The sequence below is a fragment of the Haliea sp. genome (genome assembly GCF_040221975.1).
GTDB lineage: Bacteria > Pseudomonadota > Gammaproteobacteria > Pseudomonadales > Halieaceae > Haliea.
In genome coordinates this window covers 136,365-154,865 of sequence record NZ_JAVJWR010000023.1, presented here as the reverse complement: position 1 = coordinate 154,865, position 18,501 = coordinate 136,365, and the positions used below count along the sequence as shown (strand labels likewise).

At 66.0% G+C, this 18,501-nt stretch carries 11 protein-coding genes; 4 read left to right on the top strand and 7 right to left on the bottom strand.

Annotated features, from left to right (window positions below; genetic code table 11):
* Positions 1-57: 57 nt before the first annotated feature.
* Positions 58-2,733 carry an ATP-dependent helicase HrpB gene (gene hrpB, locus RLO07_RS09255; protein ID WP_462291845.1) on the bottom strand — a complete coding sequence of 892 codons (2,676 nt, stop codon included), beginning with the start codon at positions 2,731-2,733 and terminating at the stop codon, positions 58-60.
* Positions 2,734-2,883: 150 nt separating this feature from the next.
* Between hrpB and RLO07_RS09250 the strand changes: the two genes are divergently transcribed.
* Entirely contained in the window at positions 2,884-4,353 is a 1,470-nt protein-coding gene (locus tag RLO07_RS09250; RefSeq protein ID WP_462291844.1) for an HAD-IB family hydrolase, read from the top strand.
* On the opposite strand, the gene RLO07_RS09245 is transcribed toward RLO07_RS09250, so the two are convergent.
* Positions 4,354-6,093 carry a DUF885 domain-containing protein gene (locus RLO07_RS09245; RefSeq protein WP_462291843.1) on the bottom strand — a complete coding sequence of 580 codons (1,740 nt, stop codon included), beginning with the start codon at positions 6,091-6,093 and terminating at the stop codon, positions 4,354-4,356.
* Positions 6,094-6,154: 61 nt separating this feature from the next.
* Positions 6,155-7,282 (bottom strand): zinc-binding dehydrogenase, encoded by a 1,128-nt coding sequence (locus tag RLO07_RS09240; protein WP_462291842.1) that lies wholly within the window; start codon positions 7,280-7,282, stop codon positions 6,155-6,157.
* A gap of 107 nt (positions 7,283-7,389) precedes the next feature.
* On the opposite strand from RLO07_RS09240, the gene ptsP reads away from it, so the two are divergent.
* Together ptsP and RLO07_RS09230 are read left to right on the top strand one after the other, a co-directional pair.
* Positions 7,390-9,633 (top strand): phosphoenolpyruvate--protein phosphotransferase, encoded by a 2,244-nt coding sequence (gene ptsP, locus RLO07_RS09235; RefSeq protein ID WP_462291841.1) that lies wholly within the window; start codon positions 7,390-7,392, stop codon positions 9,631-9,633.
* Between the two features lie 34 nt (positions 9,634-9,667).
* Positions 9,668-10,549 carry a lysophospholipid acyltransferase family protein gene (locus tag RLO07_RS09230; RefSeq protein ID WP_462291840.1) on the top strand — a complete coding sequence of 294 codons (882 nt, stop codon included), beginning with the start codon at positions 9,668-9,670 and terminating at the stop codon, positions 10,547-10,549.
* Positions 10,550-10,570: 21 nt separating this feature from the next.
* On the opposite strand, the gene RLO07_RS09225 is transcribed toward RLO07_RS09230, so the two are convergent.
* Both RLO07_RS09225 and RLO07_RS09220 read right to left on the bottom strand, forming a co-directional pair.
* Positions 10,571-11,932: an MATE family efflux transporter gene (locus RLO07_RS09225; protein WP_462291839.1), complete on the bottom strand. Its 1,362-nt coding sequence runs from the start codon at positions 11,930-11,932 to the stop codon at positions 10,571-10,573.
* A gap of 200 nt (positions 11,933-12,132) precedes the next feature.
* On the bottom strand, positions 12,133-12,657 hold the full coding sequence (locus RLO07_RS09220; protein WP_462291838.1) for a peroxiredoxin: 525 nt from the start codon (positions 12,655-12,657) through the stop codon (positions 12,133-12,135).
* A gap of 136 nt (positions 12,658-12,793) precedes the next feature.
* On the opposite strand from RLO07_RS09220, the gene RLO07_RS09215 reads away from it, so the two are divergent.
* A complete protein-coding gene (locus RLO07_RS09215; protein WP_462291837.1) occupies positions 12,794-16,036 on the top strand; it encodes an amidohydrolase family protein in 3,243 nt (1,080 codons plus the stop codon).
* Between the two features lie 116 nt (positions 16,037-16,152).
* Here RLO07_RS09215 and RLO07_RS09210 read toward each other — a convergent pair whose 3' ends face one another.
* Both RLO07_RS09210 and RLO07_RS09205 read right to left on the bottom strand, forming a co-directional pair.
* A complete protein-coding gene (locus RLO07_RS09210; RefSeq protein WP_462291836.1) occupies positions 16,153-17,010 on the bottom strand; it encodes an SDR family NAD(P)-dependent oxidoreductase in 858 nt (285 codons plus the stop codon).
* A gap of 24 nt (positions 17,011-17,034) precedes the next feature.
* Positions 17,035-18,435, bottom strand: a complete 1,401-nt coding sequence (locus RLO07_RS09205; protein WP_462291835.1) for a DUF3482 domain-containing protein — start codon at positions 18,433-18,435, stop codon at positions 17,035-17,037.
* Between the last annotated feature and the right edge of the window lie 66 nt (positions 18,436-18,501).

The following is an 18,501-nucleotide window of genomic DNA, read 5'->3' as shown; positions in this document are numbered from 1 at the left end:
GCTCCTGCTGCCGGGGGTGGGGTCAAGCCCCGCATTATAGCATTCCGCGGAATGTTACTATGCGAGACCAGACCCCACCGTACCCGCCGTCCCGGCCCCGCGCTTGGTCAGGCGCGTCGGCAGCGCCGTCAGCGGGTCATCAGGCCACGGATGTTTCGGGTAGCGGCCCTTCATTTCCTTTTTCACTTGCGGATATACGTTGCGCCAGAAGGTGGCGAGGTCCTGGGTGACCTGCAGCGGGCGCTGCGCCGGCGACAGCAGGTGAATCTGCAGCGGCTGGCGGCCGTCGGCGATGCGCGGAGTCTCGGCGCAGCCAAACATTTCCTGCAGCTTGACCGCCAGCACCGGCGTTGCCGGATGGTAGTCGATGGCGACACTGGAGCCCGAGGGCACCACCAGACGCTCTGGCGCCAACCGCTCCAGTTCCAGCGGCAATGGCCAGGGCAACAGCCCCTGCAGGATCTGCTTCAGGTCCAGGCGGGCAAAATCCTGCAGCCGCCGCACCTGGCCCAGATAGGGCAACAGCCACTGCTCCAGAGTTGCCAGCAGGGCCTCGTCGGCCAGATCCGGCCAGGGGTTGTCCGGCTGACCCTGCTGTAGCCGGTACAACAGCTGCACCCGCGCGCGCCACTGCTGCAGGGCGGGAGTCCAGGGCAGCAACTGCAGTCCGCGGCGACGCACCAGGCTGGCCAGGGCGGTGGCCAGCGCCTCCGCGGGCAGCCGCTCCAGGGGCCGGCTTTCCAGCACCAGGCGCCCGACCCGGCGCTGGCGCTGGGCCACGAACTGTTCGCCACGCTCATCCCACTCGGCGCGCTGTTCCAGCGTCACCAGCGGCGCCAGGATGTCGTCGAAGCGGGCCGGATCGAGCGCCGTGGCACTGTAGATCCGGTCTCCGGAATCACCGTGCGCGCCGCCGATTTCCGCAGTTGCCAGCCAGCGGGCGGTACCCAGGCTGTCGCCCGCGGGAACACTGGCACTGCGGCCATTGGCCAGCTGGAAGTCACCGCCGCAGCCGCCCTCCCGGGCGCGCGCGATGCGATCGGGCCAGGCGCTGGCCAGCAGCACGCCCAGGACACCCGTCGCCGGCACCTGCAGCGGCCCGCGGCGGGGCTGGTAGATGTCCGAGACAATTTGTGCATAGCGGCGAGCCTGCTGCCAGCTCCGGCGGTACCAACCCTGCAAGCTGGACGGACAGGGCCGCTCACCCAGCAACACCGCCAGCGTCGCCCCCAGTTCCGTGCCCTGATCGGCCAGCGGGTTGCGCTCCGCCAGCACCGCTGCCAGCAGGGCCGCGGTCTCGCGTGCGTCGATGTCGCAGCCCACCAGCAGCATGTGCCCCAGGCGCGGATGCAGTGGCATCTGTGACAGGCGCACACCGTGGGGGGTGAGCTGCCAGCTACCATCGTCGCGACCGAAGGCGGCATCGCACAGCACCAGCACATCGAGCCCCTGCTGGTAGTTCGCAGCCGGCGGCGGATCCAGCCAGGCCAACTCAGCGGGGTCCTGCACCCCCCAGGCAAGCAGCTGCAGTGCCAGCGGCGCCAGGTCCGACTGCAGAATTTCCGGGGTACGCTGTTCCTGCAGGCGCTGGAACTGTTCCTCGCTGAACAGGCGCAGGCAGAAGCCCGGCCCAAGGCGCCCGGCCCGGCCCGCACGCTGGACGGCGGAGGCGCGGGAGATGCGACGGGTGGCAAGACGGGTGGTACCGGTTGCAGTATCGAACAGGGCCTGCCGCTCAAGGCCGCTGTCGATCACCGTGGTCACGCCCTCGATAGTCAGGCTGGTCTCGGCAATGTTGGTCGCCAGCACCACCTTGCGCCGTCCCTCCGGGCAGGGTGAAATCGCCTGTTGCTGGCGTGCCAGCGGCAAGCCACCGTAAAGCGGCGCCAGGGTCACATCCGCGGGCAGCAGCGGCGTCAACTCCCGGGCAACGCGGCGGATTTCAGTCTGCCCGGGCAGGAACACCAGTACGCTGCCCGCGCGCTCGGCAAGAGCCTCCCGAATCGCTGCCACTGCCGGGGCCACTACGGATGCGCCGGCAGCCAGACCCGCGCCATGCAGCACTTTCACGGGGTACTGGCGGCCCTCGGAATGCAGCAGCACCGGAGCGGCCAGCAACCCCGCCACCGGTACGCCCTGCAGGGTGGCCGACATCACCAGCAGCCGCAGCGGCTCCTCCCGAAACAGGGCCCGCCCCTGCAGTACCAGCGCCAGGCCCAGCTCGGAATCCAGGTTGCGCTCGTGAAACTCGTCGAAGATGACCAGGCCGACGCCACCCAGGGCCGGATCCCGTTGCAGACGACGGGTCAGGATACCCTCGGTGATCACCTCGATACGGGTTGCGGGTCCGACCCTGTTTTCCAGCCGGATGCGGTAACCGACCCGGCCGCCGGGCTGCTCCCCCAGCAGCTCAGCCATGCGCGCTGCCGCAGCGCGGGCAGCCACCCGGCGCGGCTGCACCAGCAGGATGATCTGCCCGGCCAGCCAGTCTTCCGCCAACAATGCCAGCGGTACCAGTGTGGTCTTGCCAGCACCCGGCGGCGCCTCCAGCACCGCATCGCTGCCCGCCGCCAAGGCCGTGCGCAGCGCGGGCAGCACATCGGTGACGGGGAGGCGAGGCAGGTCGGCGAGCAGCATTGCGCCATGGTAGCCGACGCCGGGGTTGGGGCCAATGGCGGTGCAGCGACTTGTGCTTCCGCACCACTCTGGTGCGGTACGCTGCGGTAATCGCATCAGCATCCTCCCGGCCTGCCGTTTAATGCGGCTGTCACAGGCGCAATGCATGATTGAGTGAACTGGCAAGGTTCTTGCTGCTGCCTACAGGAGCAAGCGTAACCCTCCCGCCACCACCCGCAGGGCTTGCAGCCCACCAGGAGTCACAGCATGAGCGAGCAGGCACTGGAACAGCACCTCGACGCCATCAGCAACGCCAGGGGAGCGGGAGCCGTGGCATTCTTCGACCTCGATGGCACCCTGATCGCAGGTTACTCGATTCTTGCACTGGCGCTGGAAACCGCCCGCGCCGGACTCGGCCGCGGCGAGCTGCGCCAGTCCCTGAAAATGCTCCGGGATGCGCTGGGGCAGCGCCAGCGGGAAAGCGGCGGCAACTACCACAAGCTGGTGCGGCGCCTGAGCCGGGCGCTGGCGGGCATCTCCGAGGACAGCCTGCGACAACTGGGTGAACTGGCCTGCCAACGACACCTCGCAAGGAGCCTGTACCGGGAAGCCATCAGCCTGGTGGAAGCGCACCGGGCCGCCGGCCACAAACTGGTGATCGTCACCGCGGCGAGCCACTACCAGGTGGAACCCATCGCCCGTCTGCTGGGTATCGAGGAAATCTGCTGCACCCGGCTGGAAGTGCTCGAGGGACGTTTCACCGGCAAGGTGATCAGCCCCATGTGCTACGGTGAGGGCAAGGCCCTGGCGGCGCGACGGGTTGCCCGGCGCGACAACACCGGGCTGGACAAGTGCTGGTTCTATACCGATTCCAGCGCCGACCTGCCGCTGCTGAAACTGGTGGGACACCCGGTGGCGGTGAACCCCTCCGACAGTCTCGGCGCCCACGCCCGCAGCCAACGCTGGCCCCAGCTCAGTTTCGCCAGCCGGGGCCTGCCGGATGTCGAATCCCTGCTGCGCACGGCGCTAACCGGACAGGCGGTAACGGCGACGGCGATGGTCGGTGCGATCGGCAAGCGTCTGGGGCTGCCCCGCTTTGCCAATGCCAATCGCGTTACCCAGTTGCTGGGCGATCTGGGCAGCGGCTTTGCCGGGCTGGAGTTTGATATTGAGGGTGCCGAATACCTGCAACAGCGGCGCCCGGCGATTTTCGTGTTCAATCACCAAAGCCTGCTGGATGCCATGGTGCTTGCCCATCTCCTGCGACGGGATGTAGTGCCCTTCTGCAAACAGGAGATGGCGGCGATCCCGGTACTGGGATCGCTGCTGCAACAGGCGGGAACCATCTTCGTCGACCGCCAGGCCAGCAACCAGTCGGCGGTTCTGCAGGAAGCTCAGGCAGTGTTGGCCAGCGGCCGCTCCCTGGTCATTGCTCCTGAAGGCACCCGCAGCACCCTGGGCCACATCCAGCCCTTCAAGCACGGTGCCTTTTTCCTGGCCCGCAAGATGGGCGTGCCCATCGTGCCGATCGTACTGCACAACGTGAAAGACGCCCTGCCCAAGGGCGGCTTCCTGATTCGCCCCGCGACCATCCGCATCAGTGTGCTGCCGCCGCTGGAGCCCACAGCGACAGGCAGCGTGCGGGACACCTGCAGCGGCCTGGAGGCACGCTACAGCAGCCTGCTGGGGCAGTCCCCGGCGGCTGCCCTGCCCCACCGGGCTGCTGTGTCAGCCTGATCAGCCGCGCTGGGCACCGATCCAGGCGTCCATGCGCTGCTCCAGCGCATCCAGCGGAATCGCCCCGGCACTGAGCAGGTGGTCGTGGAAGGCGCGGATATCGAAACGTTCGCCCAGCGTCTGTTCCGCACGTGCGCGCAGCTCCAGTATCTTCAGCTGGCCGATCTTGTAGGCGAGGGCCTGTCCCGGCCAGCCGATATAGCGGTCGATCTCGTTGACGATATCGGTCTCGGTCTTGGCCGCATTGTCCTTGAAGTAGTCGATGGCCTGCTCCCGGCTCCAGCCAAAGTAATGGATGCCGGTATCCACGACCAGACGCACCGCCCGCCACATGTCATAGGTGAGCTGGCCGTAGCGTGAGTAAGGGTCGGTATACAGCCCCATGTCGTAACCCAGGCGCTCCGAGTACAGGCCCCAACCCTCGACAAACGCGGTCTCACCGCCAGTACTGCGGAACATGGGCAGCCCTTCCAGCTCCTGGGCCAGGGCGATCTGCAGGTGATGGCCGGGCACCGCCTCGTGCACGCTGAGGACTTCCATTTCGTACTTCGGCCGTACCTCGGGGCGGTGCAGGTTGACGTAGTAGTACCCCGCGCGGGTGCCGTTGGCGGCTGGACGGCTGTAGTAGGCAGTGGTCGTATCCGGCGCGATGGTGTCCGGAATCGGGCGCACGCCGTAGGGCATGCGCGGCAGCTTGCCGAACAATTTGACCAGCTCCGGGTCCAGCCGCTTGGAGACCGCCAGGTAGCCTTCAAACAGCGCTTCCGGGGTGTCGTAGTAGAACTGCGGATCGGTGCGCAGGAAGTCGTTGAACGCCTGCAGGTCACCGTCGAAATCAACGCTGTCCTTGACCTCTTCCATCTCTTCCAGAATGCGCGCCACTTCCGACTTGCCGATCTCGTGAATGGCCTCCGGGGTCATGTCGGTGGTGGTGAAATGACGGGCGAGGTGACGGTACAGTTCCCCGCCACCCGGCAGGCTGCCGATACCCGGCTGATCACGACAGGCAGGCAGGTAGACCGCACTGAGAAAATCCCGGAACTCCGCCAGCGCCGGATTGACCTGGGTGCGAATCACCTGGGCAGCGCTGCGTCGAAGCTCCGCTACCTGAGCGACGGAAAGTTCCGGCGGGGCATTGCGGAACGGCTGATAAAACGGGCTGTCCTCAGGTGGGCCTGCCAGCAGGCGATCGATCTGCCCAGGTACCCGCTCCATGACGATGCGGGCCTGGGTACGCTGCTGCAGAATGCCCTCCTCCAGCAGTTCCCGGTACTGCAGCAGCAGGTCGGGAAGTGCCTGCAGACGCACCAGCCAGGCGCGGTAGTCCTGTTCGCGGCGAAAATCGATCTGCTCCGCCAGCGTATGCAAATGCTGGGGGCCAGAGCGTATGTTGACCGGCATCAGATGCAGGCCCAGCGCCTGGGCTGCGCGCTCCCCCTGCAGGCGCTGCAGCAACATGGCGTGGCTGAGCTGTTCCTGGTCGGACAACGCCGCCACATCGATTGCTGCCAGCTGCGCCAGGAACTCACTGCGGCGGGCATCGCGGGCGATATGTGCGGCGAGACTCATGTCCTCCCAGCGATCATTGGCGCTACTGTCGCCAAGCTGGGTGCGAAGCTGGGGATATTGCTGCAGATGCCATTGCCAGTGCGCATCGACAATGCGCTGGAAGTCGTCCGCTGGCGCGGCGCCGGCAAGGGTGGCGCCCCACAGCAGCAGGGCGAGGATGAATCGGCTCATGGTGGCCTCCGGTAACTGCAAGGCCGCCATGATACCCCGAAATGGCGGGGCTTGCCGGATCTCAGGCCTGCGGCAGCACCAGGAACTTCTCGCCGGTGGCGCGGCGATTGTAGGCGCCTATGGCGTCCAGGCTGAGGGCCTCGGCCAGGGACACCCTGCTGGTGTAGTGGCTGGCGAAGGTGGTCTTGATCTCCGCAGCAACCCGCGCCCGCATCTCGCCCGCTTTTTGCATGCCCACCTTCTGCAGGAACAGCGGCAGCAGCCAGCCACCAATGTTCCAGGCGAAGCCGAAATTGCGGGTGAGCACGGTCGGTCCCAGATCGAGGGCACCATAGATGTAGAGCTGCTTGAAGGTACTGGAACCGTAACGGTTGTACTCGGTCATTTTGCGGGCGGCGACGGCTTCCATGCTGTTGAGAATGGTGCCGCCCAGCTTGCCGCCGCCGATGGCGTCGAAGGCCAGCGTGGCATCAGTGGCATCCAGTGCCGCCAGCAACTGCTGCTGGAAATCCCCGGCCTCGGAGTTGACCACGTGCTCCGCATTCTGTGACCGCAACAACGCTACCTGTTCGTCCTTGCGCACCACATTCACCAGCGGAATACCGTCGGCAATGCAGAGGCGATTCAGCATCTGCCCGAGGTTGGAGGCCGCTGCGGTGTGCACCAGCGCGCCGTGGTTCTCCAGGTGCAGGGTTTCCACCATCCCCAGCGCGGTCATGGGGTTGACGAAGCAGGAGGCGCCTTCCTCCGCCGTGGTGTCGTCATTGAGCACCAGGCAGGCCTGGGCGTTGACACAGCGGTACTGGCCGAACATTTCACCACCAAATACGCCTACGGTCTTGCCGAGCAGGGCCTGGGCGGCCTCCGAATTGCCGGCGGCGATCACCTTGCCGGCACCTTCGTTGCCGGCAGGCAGCGCCTGGCCGACCCGCGCCTGGACAATACGCATGGCCTGGGAGGGAATATCAGCGGTCACCACCGGACGTTCCGGAGTGCCGCTGACCCGCGCTGTATTCATGTCGGCCGGGCCGAACAGCAGCGCCAGATCGGAGGGATTGATCGGTGCCGCCTCCACCTGGATCAGCACCTGCTCCGGTCCCGGCTGCGGGATGGGCGTTTCCTCCAGCCACAGGGTCAGGGTGTTGTCATCATTGACGCACGTGCGCAACTGCAATCCGGTATCCGCCATGGTGTTTTCCTCTCTCGGTGTACTGGCAAGGGCCTGCCACTATAGCGGATACTAGACCTGTGCGCCGCCCCCAAAACCGCGCCAACACAGGAACGGACACCGCGTTGATGAATACACTGCAGGAACTGACCCGCATCGTGCAGGCTGCCGCCCAGGCCGACCAGACCGAGGACCAGGTCAAGCTGATCGTGGAGGCGATCCACCGTGCCATCAACGTGGACGTCTGCAGCCTGTATATCGCGGCCATCGACGGCACCATGGTGCTGGTAGCCAGCCACGGCCTGGATCCGCAGGCCGTTGGCTACAGTCGCCTCGCACCGGGCCGCGGCCTGGTCGGCCGCGTGGCCCAGGGCCGGCACCCGATCAACGTGGCCGATGCCGCCTCGCACCCGGATTTCTGCTATCTCGCAGAAACCCGGGAAGACGAGTTCCGCAGTTTCTGTGGTGTACCGGTGGTACGCGCCGGAGCCGTCATCGGCGTACTGGTAGTGCAGTCCCGGGAAGGACGGGTAATGTCCGCGGACGAACAGGCGTTCCTGGTCACGCTCTCTACCCAGCTCGCCCTGGTGTTGCCGCCGGAACCGCTGGCCGCCCATGCACCGGCCAATGCCCTGCGCCGCGTCCGCGGCGTCAAGGGCGCGCCGGGCACCGGTATCGGCAGTGCCTGGCTGTGCGAGACCGCAGACCTGTATGCGGTACCCGACCGGCCCTGCGAGGACCCGGCAGCCAGCATTCGCGAATGGCACCAGCTGCTGGCCAAGGTCAGCGCCGATGTCGACAGCGAGCGCAAGGCGCTCGGCGAACAGCTGTCCGACGGCGTCAGCGCCGTATTTACCGCCTACCAGATGTTGCTCAACGATCCGGGCCTGCGCGTGGGGGTGGAGCAGGCCATCGCCCAGGGCCAGTGGCTGCCGGGGGCGCTGCGCCAGGTCGTACACCACTATGCCGAGGTCTTCCTGGCGATGGAGGACCCCTACCTGCGGGCCCGCAACGAGGATCTGCACCACCTCGGCAACAAGCTCTACCAGAGTTGGAGCGGCGCACCGGAGAACACGCCCGCAGACGATCACGGCCCACTGGTGCTGACCGGGGCCAAGGTCAGTGTGTCCGATATCGCCGCCTGCGACCCGCAGCGGCTGGTGGGCATTGTCTGCTATGAGGGCTCCAGCCTGTCCCATACCGCGGTGCTGGCCAACGCCCTCGGCATACCGGCGGTGATGGGCACCGGCAAGCTGAAAGGCATCGACAACGGCAGTCCGCTGATCGTCGACGGCAACACCGGCCAGGTGATTCTCTTCCCCAGCTCCTCGGTGCGGCTGGAGTTCGAGCGCCTGCAGCGAGCGGAACAACTCCTGAAAGGGGAGCTGGCGGGACTGCGCGACCAACCGGCCACCACCACCGACGGCGAGCGTGTGCGCCTGCTGGCGAATACCGGGCTGCTGGCGGATATCTCGCCGGGGCTGGCCAACGGCGCCGAGGGCATCGGGTTGTATCGCACCGAGATGCCGTTCATGGTCAGCGAAACCTTCCCTTCGGAGGAGGAGCAGCTGCACATCTACAGCCAGGTATTGGCAGCCTACCGGGGGCGCCCGGTGTACATGCGCATCCTCGACATTGGCGGCGACAAGCCCCTGCCCTACTTTCCCATCCACGAGGAAAACCCGGCCCTGGGCTGGCGCGGCATCCGCTTCTGCCTGGACAACAGCTCGCTGCTGATGACCCAGGTTCGGGCCATGCTGCGGGCGGCGGCTGGCGGCGAGGAACTGCACATCCTGCTGCCGATGGTCAGCAACACCGGCGAGATCAACGCTTTCCACGATGTGCTGCAGGATGCGCTGCAGCAATTGCGCGACGAAGGTGTCTCAGTGCTCCGGCCGCAGGTAGGCATCATGGTGGAAGTACCCGCGGCTATCTCCCTGCTGCCCGCCTGGGCGCCAAAGCTGGACTTTGTCTCCATTGGCTCCAATGACCTGAGCCAGTATCTGCTGGCCCTGGACCGCAACAATCCACGGGTAGCCGGGGCCTATGACCACATCCACCCGGCGGTACTGCAGGAAATCGCGCGCATCACCGCCACTGCAAAAAGGGCCGGGCTGCCGCTGAGCCTGTGTGGCGAGATGGCCTCGGACCCCGCAGCCGTTGTGTTCCTGCTGGGCATCGGCATCCGCAAGCTCAGCATGAGCGCATCCAAACTGCCGCGGATCAAGTGGCTGCTGCGCTCCATGGCAGCCAGTGACGCCGCCGGGCTGGCGCAGCAGGCCCTGACGCTGGACAACAGCGCAGACATTCGCCGACTGTTCGAGGACGCCCTGCACCAGCGCGGGCTCGGCCGTCTGCTCGGCAGCGAGTGATACAATGGCGACAGATTGCCGACCGGATTGCACCATGACCCTACTGGACAAGGATAACCAGCCGCTGCAGGGCGATCGCCTGCAACGCCACATCGAACGTGCCCTCGCCGTCACCAGCATACCCCACAACCGGGATGTGAAGATCGCCTGGCAGATTGTGCAACGGCTGTTCCGCCCCGTGGTGCGCGGCGTCGACAACATTCCGCCGCAGCCCTGCCTGTTTGTCGGCAATCACAGCCTGTTCGCCCTCGACGGCCTGGTAGTCGCCACCATCATGCATCAGCGCTACAACCGCTTCCTGCGGCCGCTGGGCGACAAGTTCCTGTTCACCCATCCGGCCCTGGAACAGGCCCTGCTGGCGCGCGGCGCGGCCATGGGCCACCCCGACGTCTGCAGCGCCCTGATGGCCCACGGCCAGGACCTGCTGGTGTTCCCGGGCGGCGCTCATGAAGCGGTCAAGCCCAGCCGCCAGCGCTACCAGCTGCAGTGGAAGGAACGCTACGGCTTCATCCGCATGGCGGCGGAGCACGGCTATACCATCATGCCTTTCGGCATTGTCGGACCGGACGAGTTCTACAGCCACCTGATCGAGAGCGAGGACCTGCCCGATTCCCTGCCCGGGCGCCTGTTGCGGCTGTTGGGCCTGCTCACCGACGACACGCGCACCGATGCCCTGCCGCCGTTGCCACTGGGAGCGCTGGGAACACTACTGCCCAAGCCCCAGCGCTGCTACCTGGGCTTTGGCCAGCCGGTGGACCTGGCCCGCTTCAGCAAGCGCAAGCCGGGCAAGGTGCAGCAGCAGAAAATCCGCGACCAGGTGGCCGCGGAAATCGAGGACCAGCTGCGGCAACTCCTGCTGTTGCGCGAGCAGGAACGTCGCGAGGACAGCTTGCTGCGCCGCATCCTCACCCTCTGAGGCCGGCCGCGTCCACAGGTGTTACTCGGCCATGACCCGGGCCAGCCGCGAGGGCTTGCGCCAGGTCTGCCCCAGCAGGCGTCGCAGGTAGACAACGGCCAGGATCAGCAGCATGGCGACAAAGCCCCACCAGCTCGCCAGCGGTCCCACCCCCATGGGCTTGATCATGATGTACTGGCTTACCAGCATCAGCACGTGCAGGCTCATGGAAGTATTCATCAGCCAGCGGGTATCACCGGCGCCGCGCAATACGCCGCTGGAGACGAGAATGATCGCGTCCGCCAGTACGTAGGTGGCCATACCCAACATCATGCGGCTGCCCAGCCCGGCAATCTCGCTAAAGTCCTGTCCGGGCGTCGCGAACACCATCATCAGCTCCAGCCGGAAGACGACGAAGAACACCGCCAGCAACACGGAATAGCCCAGGGCGATCACGAAGCCCGCGGCGATTACCTGGTTGGTGCGGCTCATGTCGCCGGCGCCCACGTAGCGGCCGATCAGGCTGGTGACCGCAATGTTGAGGCCGATCAGGGGCACGTAGTTGAGCATGTCCCAGTTGAAGACGATGGCCATGGCCGCACCCTCGGCCACGCCGTAGGACTGGAACAACAACAGGAAGAAGTTGAAGGTGGCCGCACCGACAAAGGTCTCGAAACCGGACGGCAGCCCCAGGCGCACATAGCGTCGCAGGATGCCGCTGTCGTAGTGGAACGAGCTCGCTACCTTGAACATCTCGCGGTGTATGCGGTTGAAGTAGAACAACGCGTAAATGCCGATACTGAAGGCGGTGGCAATCACCGTGCCCAGCGCCGCGCCGCGAATACCCAGTTCTGGAAAACCGAACTTGCCAAAGATCAGCACGTAGCTCAGGGGAACGTTCAGCAGCACACCCAGGGTATCGGTGATCATCACCACCCGGGTGCGGCCAATGCCGCAGAAATAGGCCGCGGCGCAGGCCTTCACCAGGACAAAAAAGGCGCCGGCCATCATCACGAAATAATACTGCCGCTCCAGCACCACCTGCTCGGGCGAGTGACCCATCACGGCGAACAGCCCGCCCATGAGCCAGGCTATTGCCAGCAACAGCGGTTGGCAGGCCAGCGCCATCAGCACGCCCTGGGTCAGCACGCGCGGACACTTTTCCATCTGGCCCGAGCCGTAGTACTGCGCCACCAGGGCCGTGGCATAGGACATGACGCCCAGGAACAGGGACACACTGACAAAGAACGTAACGCCGCCACCGAGAGCCGAGGCGATGTGCAGGGCATCGATGCGCGACAGGAACAGGCGGTCAGTGAAAACCATCAGGGCGAACGCGCTCTGTGACACCACCATCGGCAGTGCCAGACGAAACAGCTCGCGTGTTTGCCCGGTGCTGAGCATTACCCGTTCCACAGATAGGCGCCAATAGACCGCGCCGCTCCCACCTGTGGTGGGGGCGAGATCGCTGGGTCAATAAATCAGGCGCGCATTATAGGCCAGGGGCGTGAAAACGCCAGCGGGAGGGAGGGGAATTCAGGCGGGATGAGCAGCACGGGAGCTGCGCTCGGCCGCTCCCGGTGCGGGACAACCGGGGCGGACTTTCAGCGTCGGGCGATACCCAGCTCGCCCAGGCTGGTGGCCATGTCCTGGGCGGCAGTGGCGGGCTGCACCGCGGTGTCGATTTTGAGGATGGTACCGTCAACGCCGATGTAGAAGGTGTGCCTCCTGGCAAACCCCATGCCGGCCAACACTCCGTAGGCCTCGGCAACGTCCTTGCCCGGATCACTCAGCAACGGGAAGTCGGCGCCGGTTTCCTCCGCAAAGCGCTGGTTTTCCGCCAGCGGATCCACACTTGCCATGAAATAGCTGACGTCATACTCGCGGATCAGGTGACCGTTTTCGGCCAGGGACTTGCACTCAACCGTGCAGCCGGAGGTGAAGGCGCGTGGAAACCAGGCCAACACTACCGCCTGCTTGCCCTTGAAGTCTGCCAGCGTGTAGGTGTTGCCATCGCTGGCGGCGAGCGTGAAGTCGGGGGCAGGGTCGCCCACCTCGAGCTCCGCCGCCAGCGTCGGCAGTGCAAAAACAAGAGTCAGCAACAGGGTCAGGGATCGGATGTAGATCATGGGCTCTCCGGGGCAAGTTGGGATCCGGTTCAATACCGGATGAAGTCATAGTAAGGTACGCCACTTTCACTGACTGGATCACTCTCCGCCCGCGCAGCTGCGCAATACCTCAGCAGTGTAACCGAAGGATGCCACTATGAAGTCAACTCTGCGCTCTTGTCTGTTGCTGCTGTGCAGCAGCCCGCTGTTTGCGGCTGCCCTGCCGGCGACTGCAGATACCGATGTACCGGGCTGGGACGTCAATCGCCCAGCCTTTTCTGCAGAGCCCATCAGCGCCGAATTCGAGGTCAGCGAGGGTACCTGGATGAGCCTGGACGTCGCCCCCGACGGCCGCCACCTGGTCTTTGACCTGCTCGGCGACCTCTACGAACTGCCCATCGCCGGCGGCGAGGCGCGCGCCCTGACCTCCGGCCACGCCTGGGACATGCAGCCACGCTACAGCCCCGATGGCAGCCGTATCGCCTTCACCTCGGACCGCACCGGTGGCGACAATATCTGGATCCTGGAGCGCAGCAGTGGCGACCTCAGGCAGATCAGCTTCGAGACTTTCCGCCTGCTCAACAACCCGAGCTGGAGCCCGGACGGGCAATACCTGGCGGCGCGCAAGCACTTCACCACCTCGCGCTCCCTGGGCACCGGGGAGATCTGGCTCTACCACGCCGCCGGTGGCGAGAACAACAGTGGCCAGCTGGTGGTACCGCGCCCCAGCCCCACCTTCCAGAAAGAACAGGGTGAACCTGTCTTCAGCCCGGACGGCAAGAGCCTGTACTACTCGCTGAATACAACGCCTGGCAATACGTTCATCTATCACCAGGACAGCAATACCGAACTGTTCCAGATCCGCCGCGTCGACCTCGCCAGCGGCGACATCAGCACCGCGGCAGGCGGCCCCGGCGGCGCCGTGCGCGCCACCCCCTCCCCCGACGGCAAGCAGCTGGCCTACGTCAAGCGCGTGCGGGCGAGTTCGCGCCTGTTCGTGATGGATCTGGACTCCGGTGCCGAGCGCATGCTGTTCGATGCCCTGGACCTGGACATGCAGGAAACCTGGGCGGTACACGGACTCTACCCGAACATGGCCTGGACCCCGGACAGCCGCAACATCGTGTTCTGGGCGCAGGGCAAGATATGGCGCCTGGCGGTCGCCTCCGGCGAGGTAGCGGAAATTCCGTTCCGTGTAAGGGATAGCCGCGACATCTACCCCGCCGTGCGCTTCCCCGTAGAGGTGGCGCCGGAGCAGTTTCGCACCCGCATGGTCCGCTTTGCCCAGCCCTCTCCGGACGGAAGTGCGGTCGTGTTCGAATCCCTGGGCCAGCTCTACGTCAAGCGCGGTGACAGTGGCCCCCGGCGCCTGACCAGCGACAACAGCAGCGGTTTTGACTACGCCCCGGTGTGGGCCCCGGACGGTCGCGAGATCCTGTTCCTGCGCTGGAGCGACCGGGGCCTGACCCAGGTGCGCAGTGTCGGCATCCGCGGCGGCAAGTCCCGCGCCCTGGAGCACCCCAAGGGGCAGTACACGGAACTCGCCATTGCCGCCGATGGCGACACCCTCGCCCTGCGCAAGCTGCCCGGCAGCAGCCTGCTCAATCCGGAGTGGGCGGTACAGCCCGGTCTCTACCTGCTGGACCGCAAAAGCGGCAACATGCGCTTTGTCAGCGCGCGTGGCCGCAACCCGCACTTCGGCCCCGACGGCCGCCTCTATGCCCAGGAGCGAGCGGACAGCGCCAGTGGTCGCGGCAGCAGCACCGCCAGCACTGCCCTGATCTCCATGAGCCGCAGTGGTCACGATGTGCGCGAGGTGGCCAGCGCCGAACTGGCAACCGCAATCCGCCTGGCGCCCGACGGCCGCCACATAGTGTTCGAGAACGGCCAACAAATTTACCTGGCCGCCATTGCGCTCACCGGCAAGCCGCTGACACTGGACGCAGCCAGGCCGGCCTTCCCCACCGTGCGCCTGAGCGAGGTGGGTGGCGCCTACCTGAACTGGAATGCGGATGGCAGCGCCGTGAGCTGGAGCACCGGGCCCGAACTGAAAACGGTCACTGTGGACGCCGCCATGGCGCAGGAGTTCGAACCCGGCAGCGCGGGTATCGACCTCTCCATGAACATGGACGCCGCCACGCCGGACGCCCGTCTGGCCCTGGTCAACGCCCGTATCGTGACCATGAACGCGGCCCGCGACGTCATCGAGGACGGTACCCTGCTGCTGGAAAACAACCGCATCCGCGCGCTGGGCGACAGCGGCCTCGTCATCCCGGATGGCTTCCACACCGTCGACATGGCGGGCAAGACCCTGGTGCCGGGCTATGTCGACATCCACGCCCACGGACCCTACGGCAGCAACGACATCATTCCGCAGCAGAACTGGAACCTGCTCGCGCACCTGGCGCTGGGCGTAACCACCGTGCACAACCCGTCCAGTAGCGCCAACCTGGTGTTTGCGGCGGCGGAGTACGCCCGGGCCGGCAAGATCCTGGGGCCGCGTATCTTCTCCACTGCGGAGATCATCTACGGCGCCAAATCCACCGGCTGGTCCCCGGTCGACTCTCTCGAGGATGCCCTCGCCCACGTGCGCCGGCTCAAGGCCCAGGGCGCGGTGACGGTGAAGAACTACAACCAGCCGCGCCGGGACCAGCGCCAGATGGTTATTGAAGCGGCGCGACAGGAAGGCCTGATGCCGGTGGCGGAAGGCGGCGCGCTGTACCACATGGACATGAACCTGATCGGCGACGGTATCACCGGCATCGAGCACAACGTGCCGGTACTGACCCTGTACGACGATGTCATCCAGTACTGGCGCCAGAGTCAGGCTGGCTACACCCCGACCCTGGTGGTGACGTTTGGCGGTCTGACCTCGGAGGACTACTACTACCAGGACTCGGAAGTGTGGAAGCACCCGCTGCTCGCCAACTTCGTACCGCCCACCGTGTTGCAGTCACGCTCGGTACGTCGCCCGATGGCGCCGGAAGCGGATTACCGGGACGACGATGCCGCGGCCGCTGCCAAGGCATTGCTGGACGCAGGCATTCTGGTGAACACCGGCGGCCACGGTCAGCGCGAGGGCCTGGCCACTCATTGGGAGATGTGGAGCTTCGTCCGCGGCGGCTTCAGCCCGATGCAGGCACTGGCCGCGGCGACCATCAATCCGGCCACCTACCTGGGCATGGACCAGGACCTCGGTTCACTGGAGCCCGGCAAGCTGGCGGACCTGGTGATCCTGGATCAGAACCCGCTGGAGGATATCCGCCACTCCGACCGTATCAGTCACATCGTACTGAACGGGCGTGTCTACGAGGCGGAGTCACTCACCGAGGTGCATACCGGCGAACGCGCCCTGCAGCCCTTCTGGTGGCAGGGCCGCCCGGAGTCGGAGATTCGCTGACACTGTTGTGGGAGCCGACTCTATTGTGGGAGCCGACTCTGTCGGCGATAACATCGCCCGCGGAGCGGGCTCCTACAGGGCGGAGCGGGCTCCTGCAGGGTGGAGCGGCGCCGCGGTTACAGGGTGGAGCGGCCCAGCAGGCCGGTGAGGCGCCGCAGCAGCCACTTGGGCGTGGCCCGGGCCGCCAGGGTGGTGGCGAGATTGAGCGTTCCCGGCACAACAATGGCCTGCCCCTTCAGACAGGCCTGCCAGGCTTCCACCGCAACATCCTGCACATCGGAGATCAGCATCGCCGGCAAATTCTGCAGCGCGCTGGAGCCCGCCTGGGCTCGGGCAACCATGTCGGTCGCGGTGATGCCCGGACACAGGGTGGTGAGGGTTACACCGCTGCCGCGCAGCTCCTCCCCCAGCGCTTCCGACAGCGACAGTACGTAGGCCTTGGTGGCGGCGTAGGTCGCCAGACTGGGAACGGGTTGGAAAGCGGCGATTGAGGCCACGTTGAGGACTCTGCCGCTACCTCGAGCCGCCATGGGTGGCACGAAGTGGGCCAGCAGGTCGGTGAATCCGGCGACATTGAGTTGAATCATGGCCTGGTGATCCGCGGGCGTCATCGCTGTGAACGCGCCGTGTTGCAGCACACCCGCGTTGTTGACCAACACATCCACCGCCACCCCCTGCCGCTGCAGCGCCAGCCACAGTTTGCGGGCGCTGCCGCTGGCCGCCATGTCCAGCGGCAGCACGGTGACGGCAATGGGGTGACTCTCGCGCAGGGCCTGGGCCAGTGCCTCCAGCCTGTCCCTGCTGCGGGCGACCAGAACCAGATCGTAATCCTCCGCGGCAATCAGCCAGGCCAGGGTCTCTCCGATACCCGCCGAAGCGCCGGTAATCAGCGCCGTCCTGCGCGTGGGAGCAGTATCCGTGCTCCGGGGCGCCGGCGAGCGGCGGGCCTTGCGTGACTTTCCAGTCGTACTCATGACACGGTCCTCCCGGTTTTGCCTTCAGCTGTCCCGTTGCAGGCACTGCTGCTCGATCAGCGCCGCCAGCTGCTCACGGCTCTCAGTCATCTTCCTGCCCCGGCGCAAGTCAGCGAACAGGCGCCCGAACTGGCGCCGGAGGCTGTCATCCAGGTCCGCCAGCAGCTGGCCGCGCAGGTCCAGGGCGCTGCGGTCGGCGTGGGTACGGCTGCACAGCAACTGGTGGTGCAACAGCGCACGGCCCAGCACCACGAAGGGGAAATTGAGGTTGCGTGCGGGGCCGTAGTGCAGCTCCTTGCCGCCGGTGGGAATGCCCCGGACCCTGATCTCGCCGATATCGTTGGCGTAACGCAGCGCCGCAATGCCGCTGCCGGCGGCGCCCAGCGCACCGGACACCAGGGTACCCAGACCGCCCAGCAGGCCACCGGTAGCACCGTCGATCACCAGTCCGGTGCCGCCGCCCACCACCGCCCCCACCGAACCCGCAACCGTCAGCAAGGAGCGCCGATCCAGGCCCCAAAGATACCAGTCCTCGACATTGAACAGTTCCGACTCCTCCAGCGCCAGGCCCTCCTCGGTGCGGTTCAGGTTTGTCCAGGAGAACTCCTCCTCCACCCGGCGCCGACACTGCCGCTCGCGCTCTGCCAGATGGTGCTGGTAACGCTTGAACAACAACGCCTGTACCGGCTCATGGGGCAGGCCCCGAGGCACCTTCTGCGAAGTCTCGAAGGTAATCGCCTCGACAATCAGGTCCGCAATCAGCAGGCTGGCGGCGCGGTGCTGGACGGCGCGCTCCTCGCGCAACACGGCCACGGCACGGGTCAGCGAGTCACGCCAGTCCGGATCCAGGTGCCCGAACAGCTCCAGCAGTTCCAGCTGCTTGGTCAACTCTGCGCGCTGGGCGTCGAATTCGCGCACGGTGCGAAAGTACTGGCCCAGGCCCGCCGTCCATTCAGCGGCGAAATCGTCGCTGTCGATGGGATTGATCAACGCCAGACTGGGTCGCCCGGTCCAGCGCAGGATTTCCATTTCCGCTTCGTAGTCTGCGCTGAAAGGAACGGAGCCATCCACGACATAGATAATGCCGGCGCCATTGACGATCGGCTGCAACAGCTCGCATTCATCGTGAAAGCGCGGGTCTGTGCGATGCGCCTCCACAAACTGGCGCACCGCGGCCGGTCGCGAGGAAGCATCGACGCTGTTGGCCTGGAGCCAGTCCAGAACCGCCCGCGCGCGCTGGATTCCCGGTGTGTCCACCAGCACATACAGGGTTTCATGATCCACGCGCATGGGGAACTCACGCGCGTCCCGGGTGGATCCGGCGCGGGCATCAATGAACACCGAGTCGTCCCGGGCCAGGGTTGCGACAATGCTGGACTTGCCCTTGTTGGGGCGCCCGACCACGGCAAACGTCGGGGCGGCCATCCGCGGGGCTGCCGTCAGCGGGGCGGCCACTCGTGGCCCGGCCTCTCGTGGCCCGACCGTTCGCGG

Coding starts and splice junctions, on each gene's coding strand:
- RLO07_RS09220 (WP_462291838.1), bottom strand. CDS start 12,657: ATGATCTACATCCGATCCCTGACCCTGTTGCTGACTCTTGTTTTTGCA.
- RLO07_RS09225 (WP_462291839.1), bottom strand. CDS start 11,932: ATGCTCAGCACCGGGCAAACACGCGAGCTGTTTCGTCTGGCACTGCCG.
- RLO07_RS09215 (WP_462291837.1), top strand. CDS start 12,794: ATGAAGTCAACTCTGCGCTCTTGTCTGTTGCTGCTGTGCAGCAGCCCG.
- hrpB (WP_462291845.1), bottom strand. CDS start 2,733: ATGCGATTACCGCAGCGTACCGCACCAGAGTGGTGCGGAAGCACAAGT.
- RLO07_RS09230 (WP_462291840.1), top strand. CDS start 9,668: ATGACCCTACTGGACAAGGATAACCAGCCGCTGCAGGGCGATCGCCTG.
- ptsP (WP_462291841.1), top strand. CDS start 7,390: ATGAATACACTGCAGGAACTGACCCGCATCGTGCAGGCTGCCGCCCAG.
- RLO07_RS09210 (WP_462291836.1), bottom strand. CDS start 17,010: ATGAGTACGACTGGAAAGTCACGCAAGGCCCGCCGCTCGCCGGCGCCC.
- RLO07_RS09250 (WP_462291844.1), top strand. CDS start 2,884: ATGAGCGAGCAGGCACTGGAACAGCACCTCGACGCCATCAGCAACGCC.
- RLO07_RS09245 (WP_462291843.1), bottom strand. CDS start 6,093: ATGAGCCGATTCATCCTCGCCCTGCTGCTGTGGGGCGCCACCCTTGCC.
- RLO07_RS09205 (WP_462291835.1), bottom strand. CDS start 18,435: ATGGCCGCCCCGACGTTTGCCGTGGTCGGGCGCCCCAACAAGGGCAAG.
- RLO07_RS09240 (WP_462291842.1), bottom strand. CDS start 7,282: ATGGCGGATACCGGATTGCAGTTGCGCACGTGCGTCAATGATGACAAC.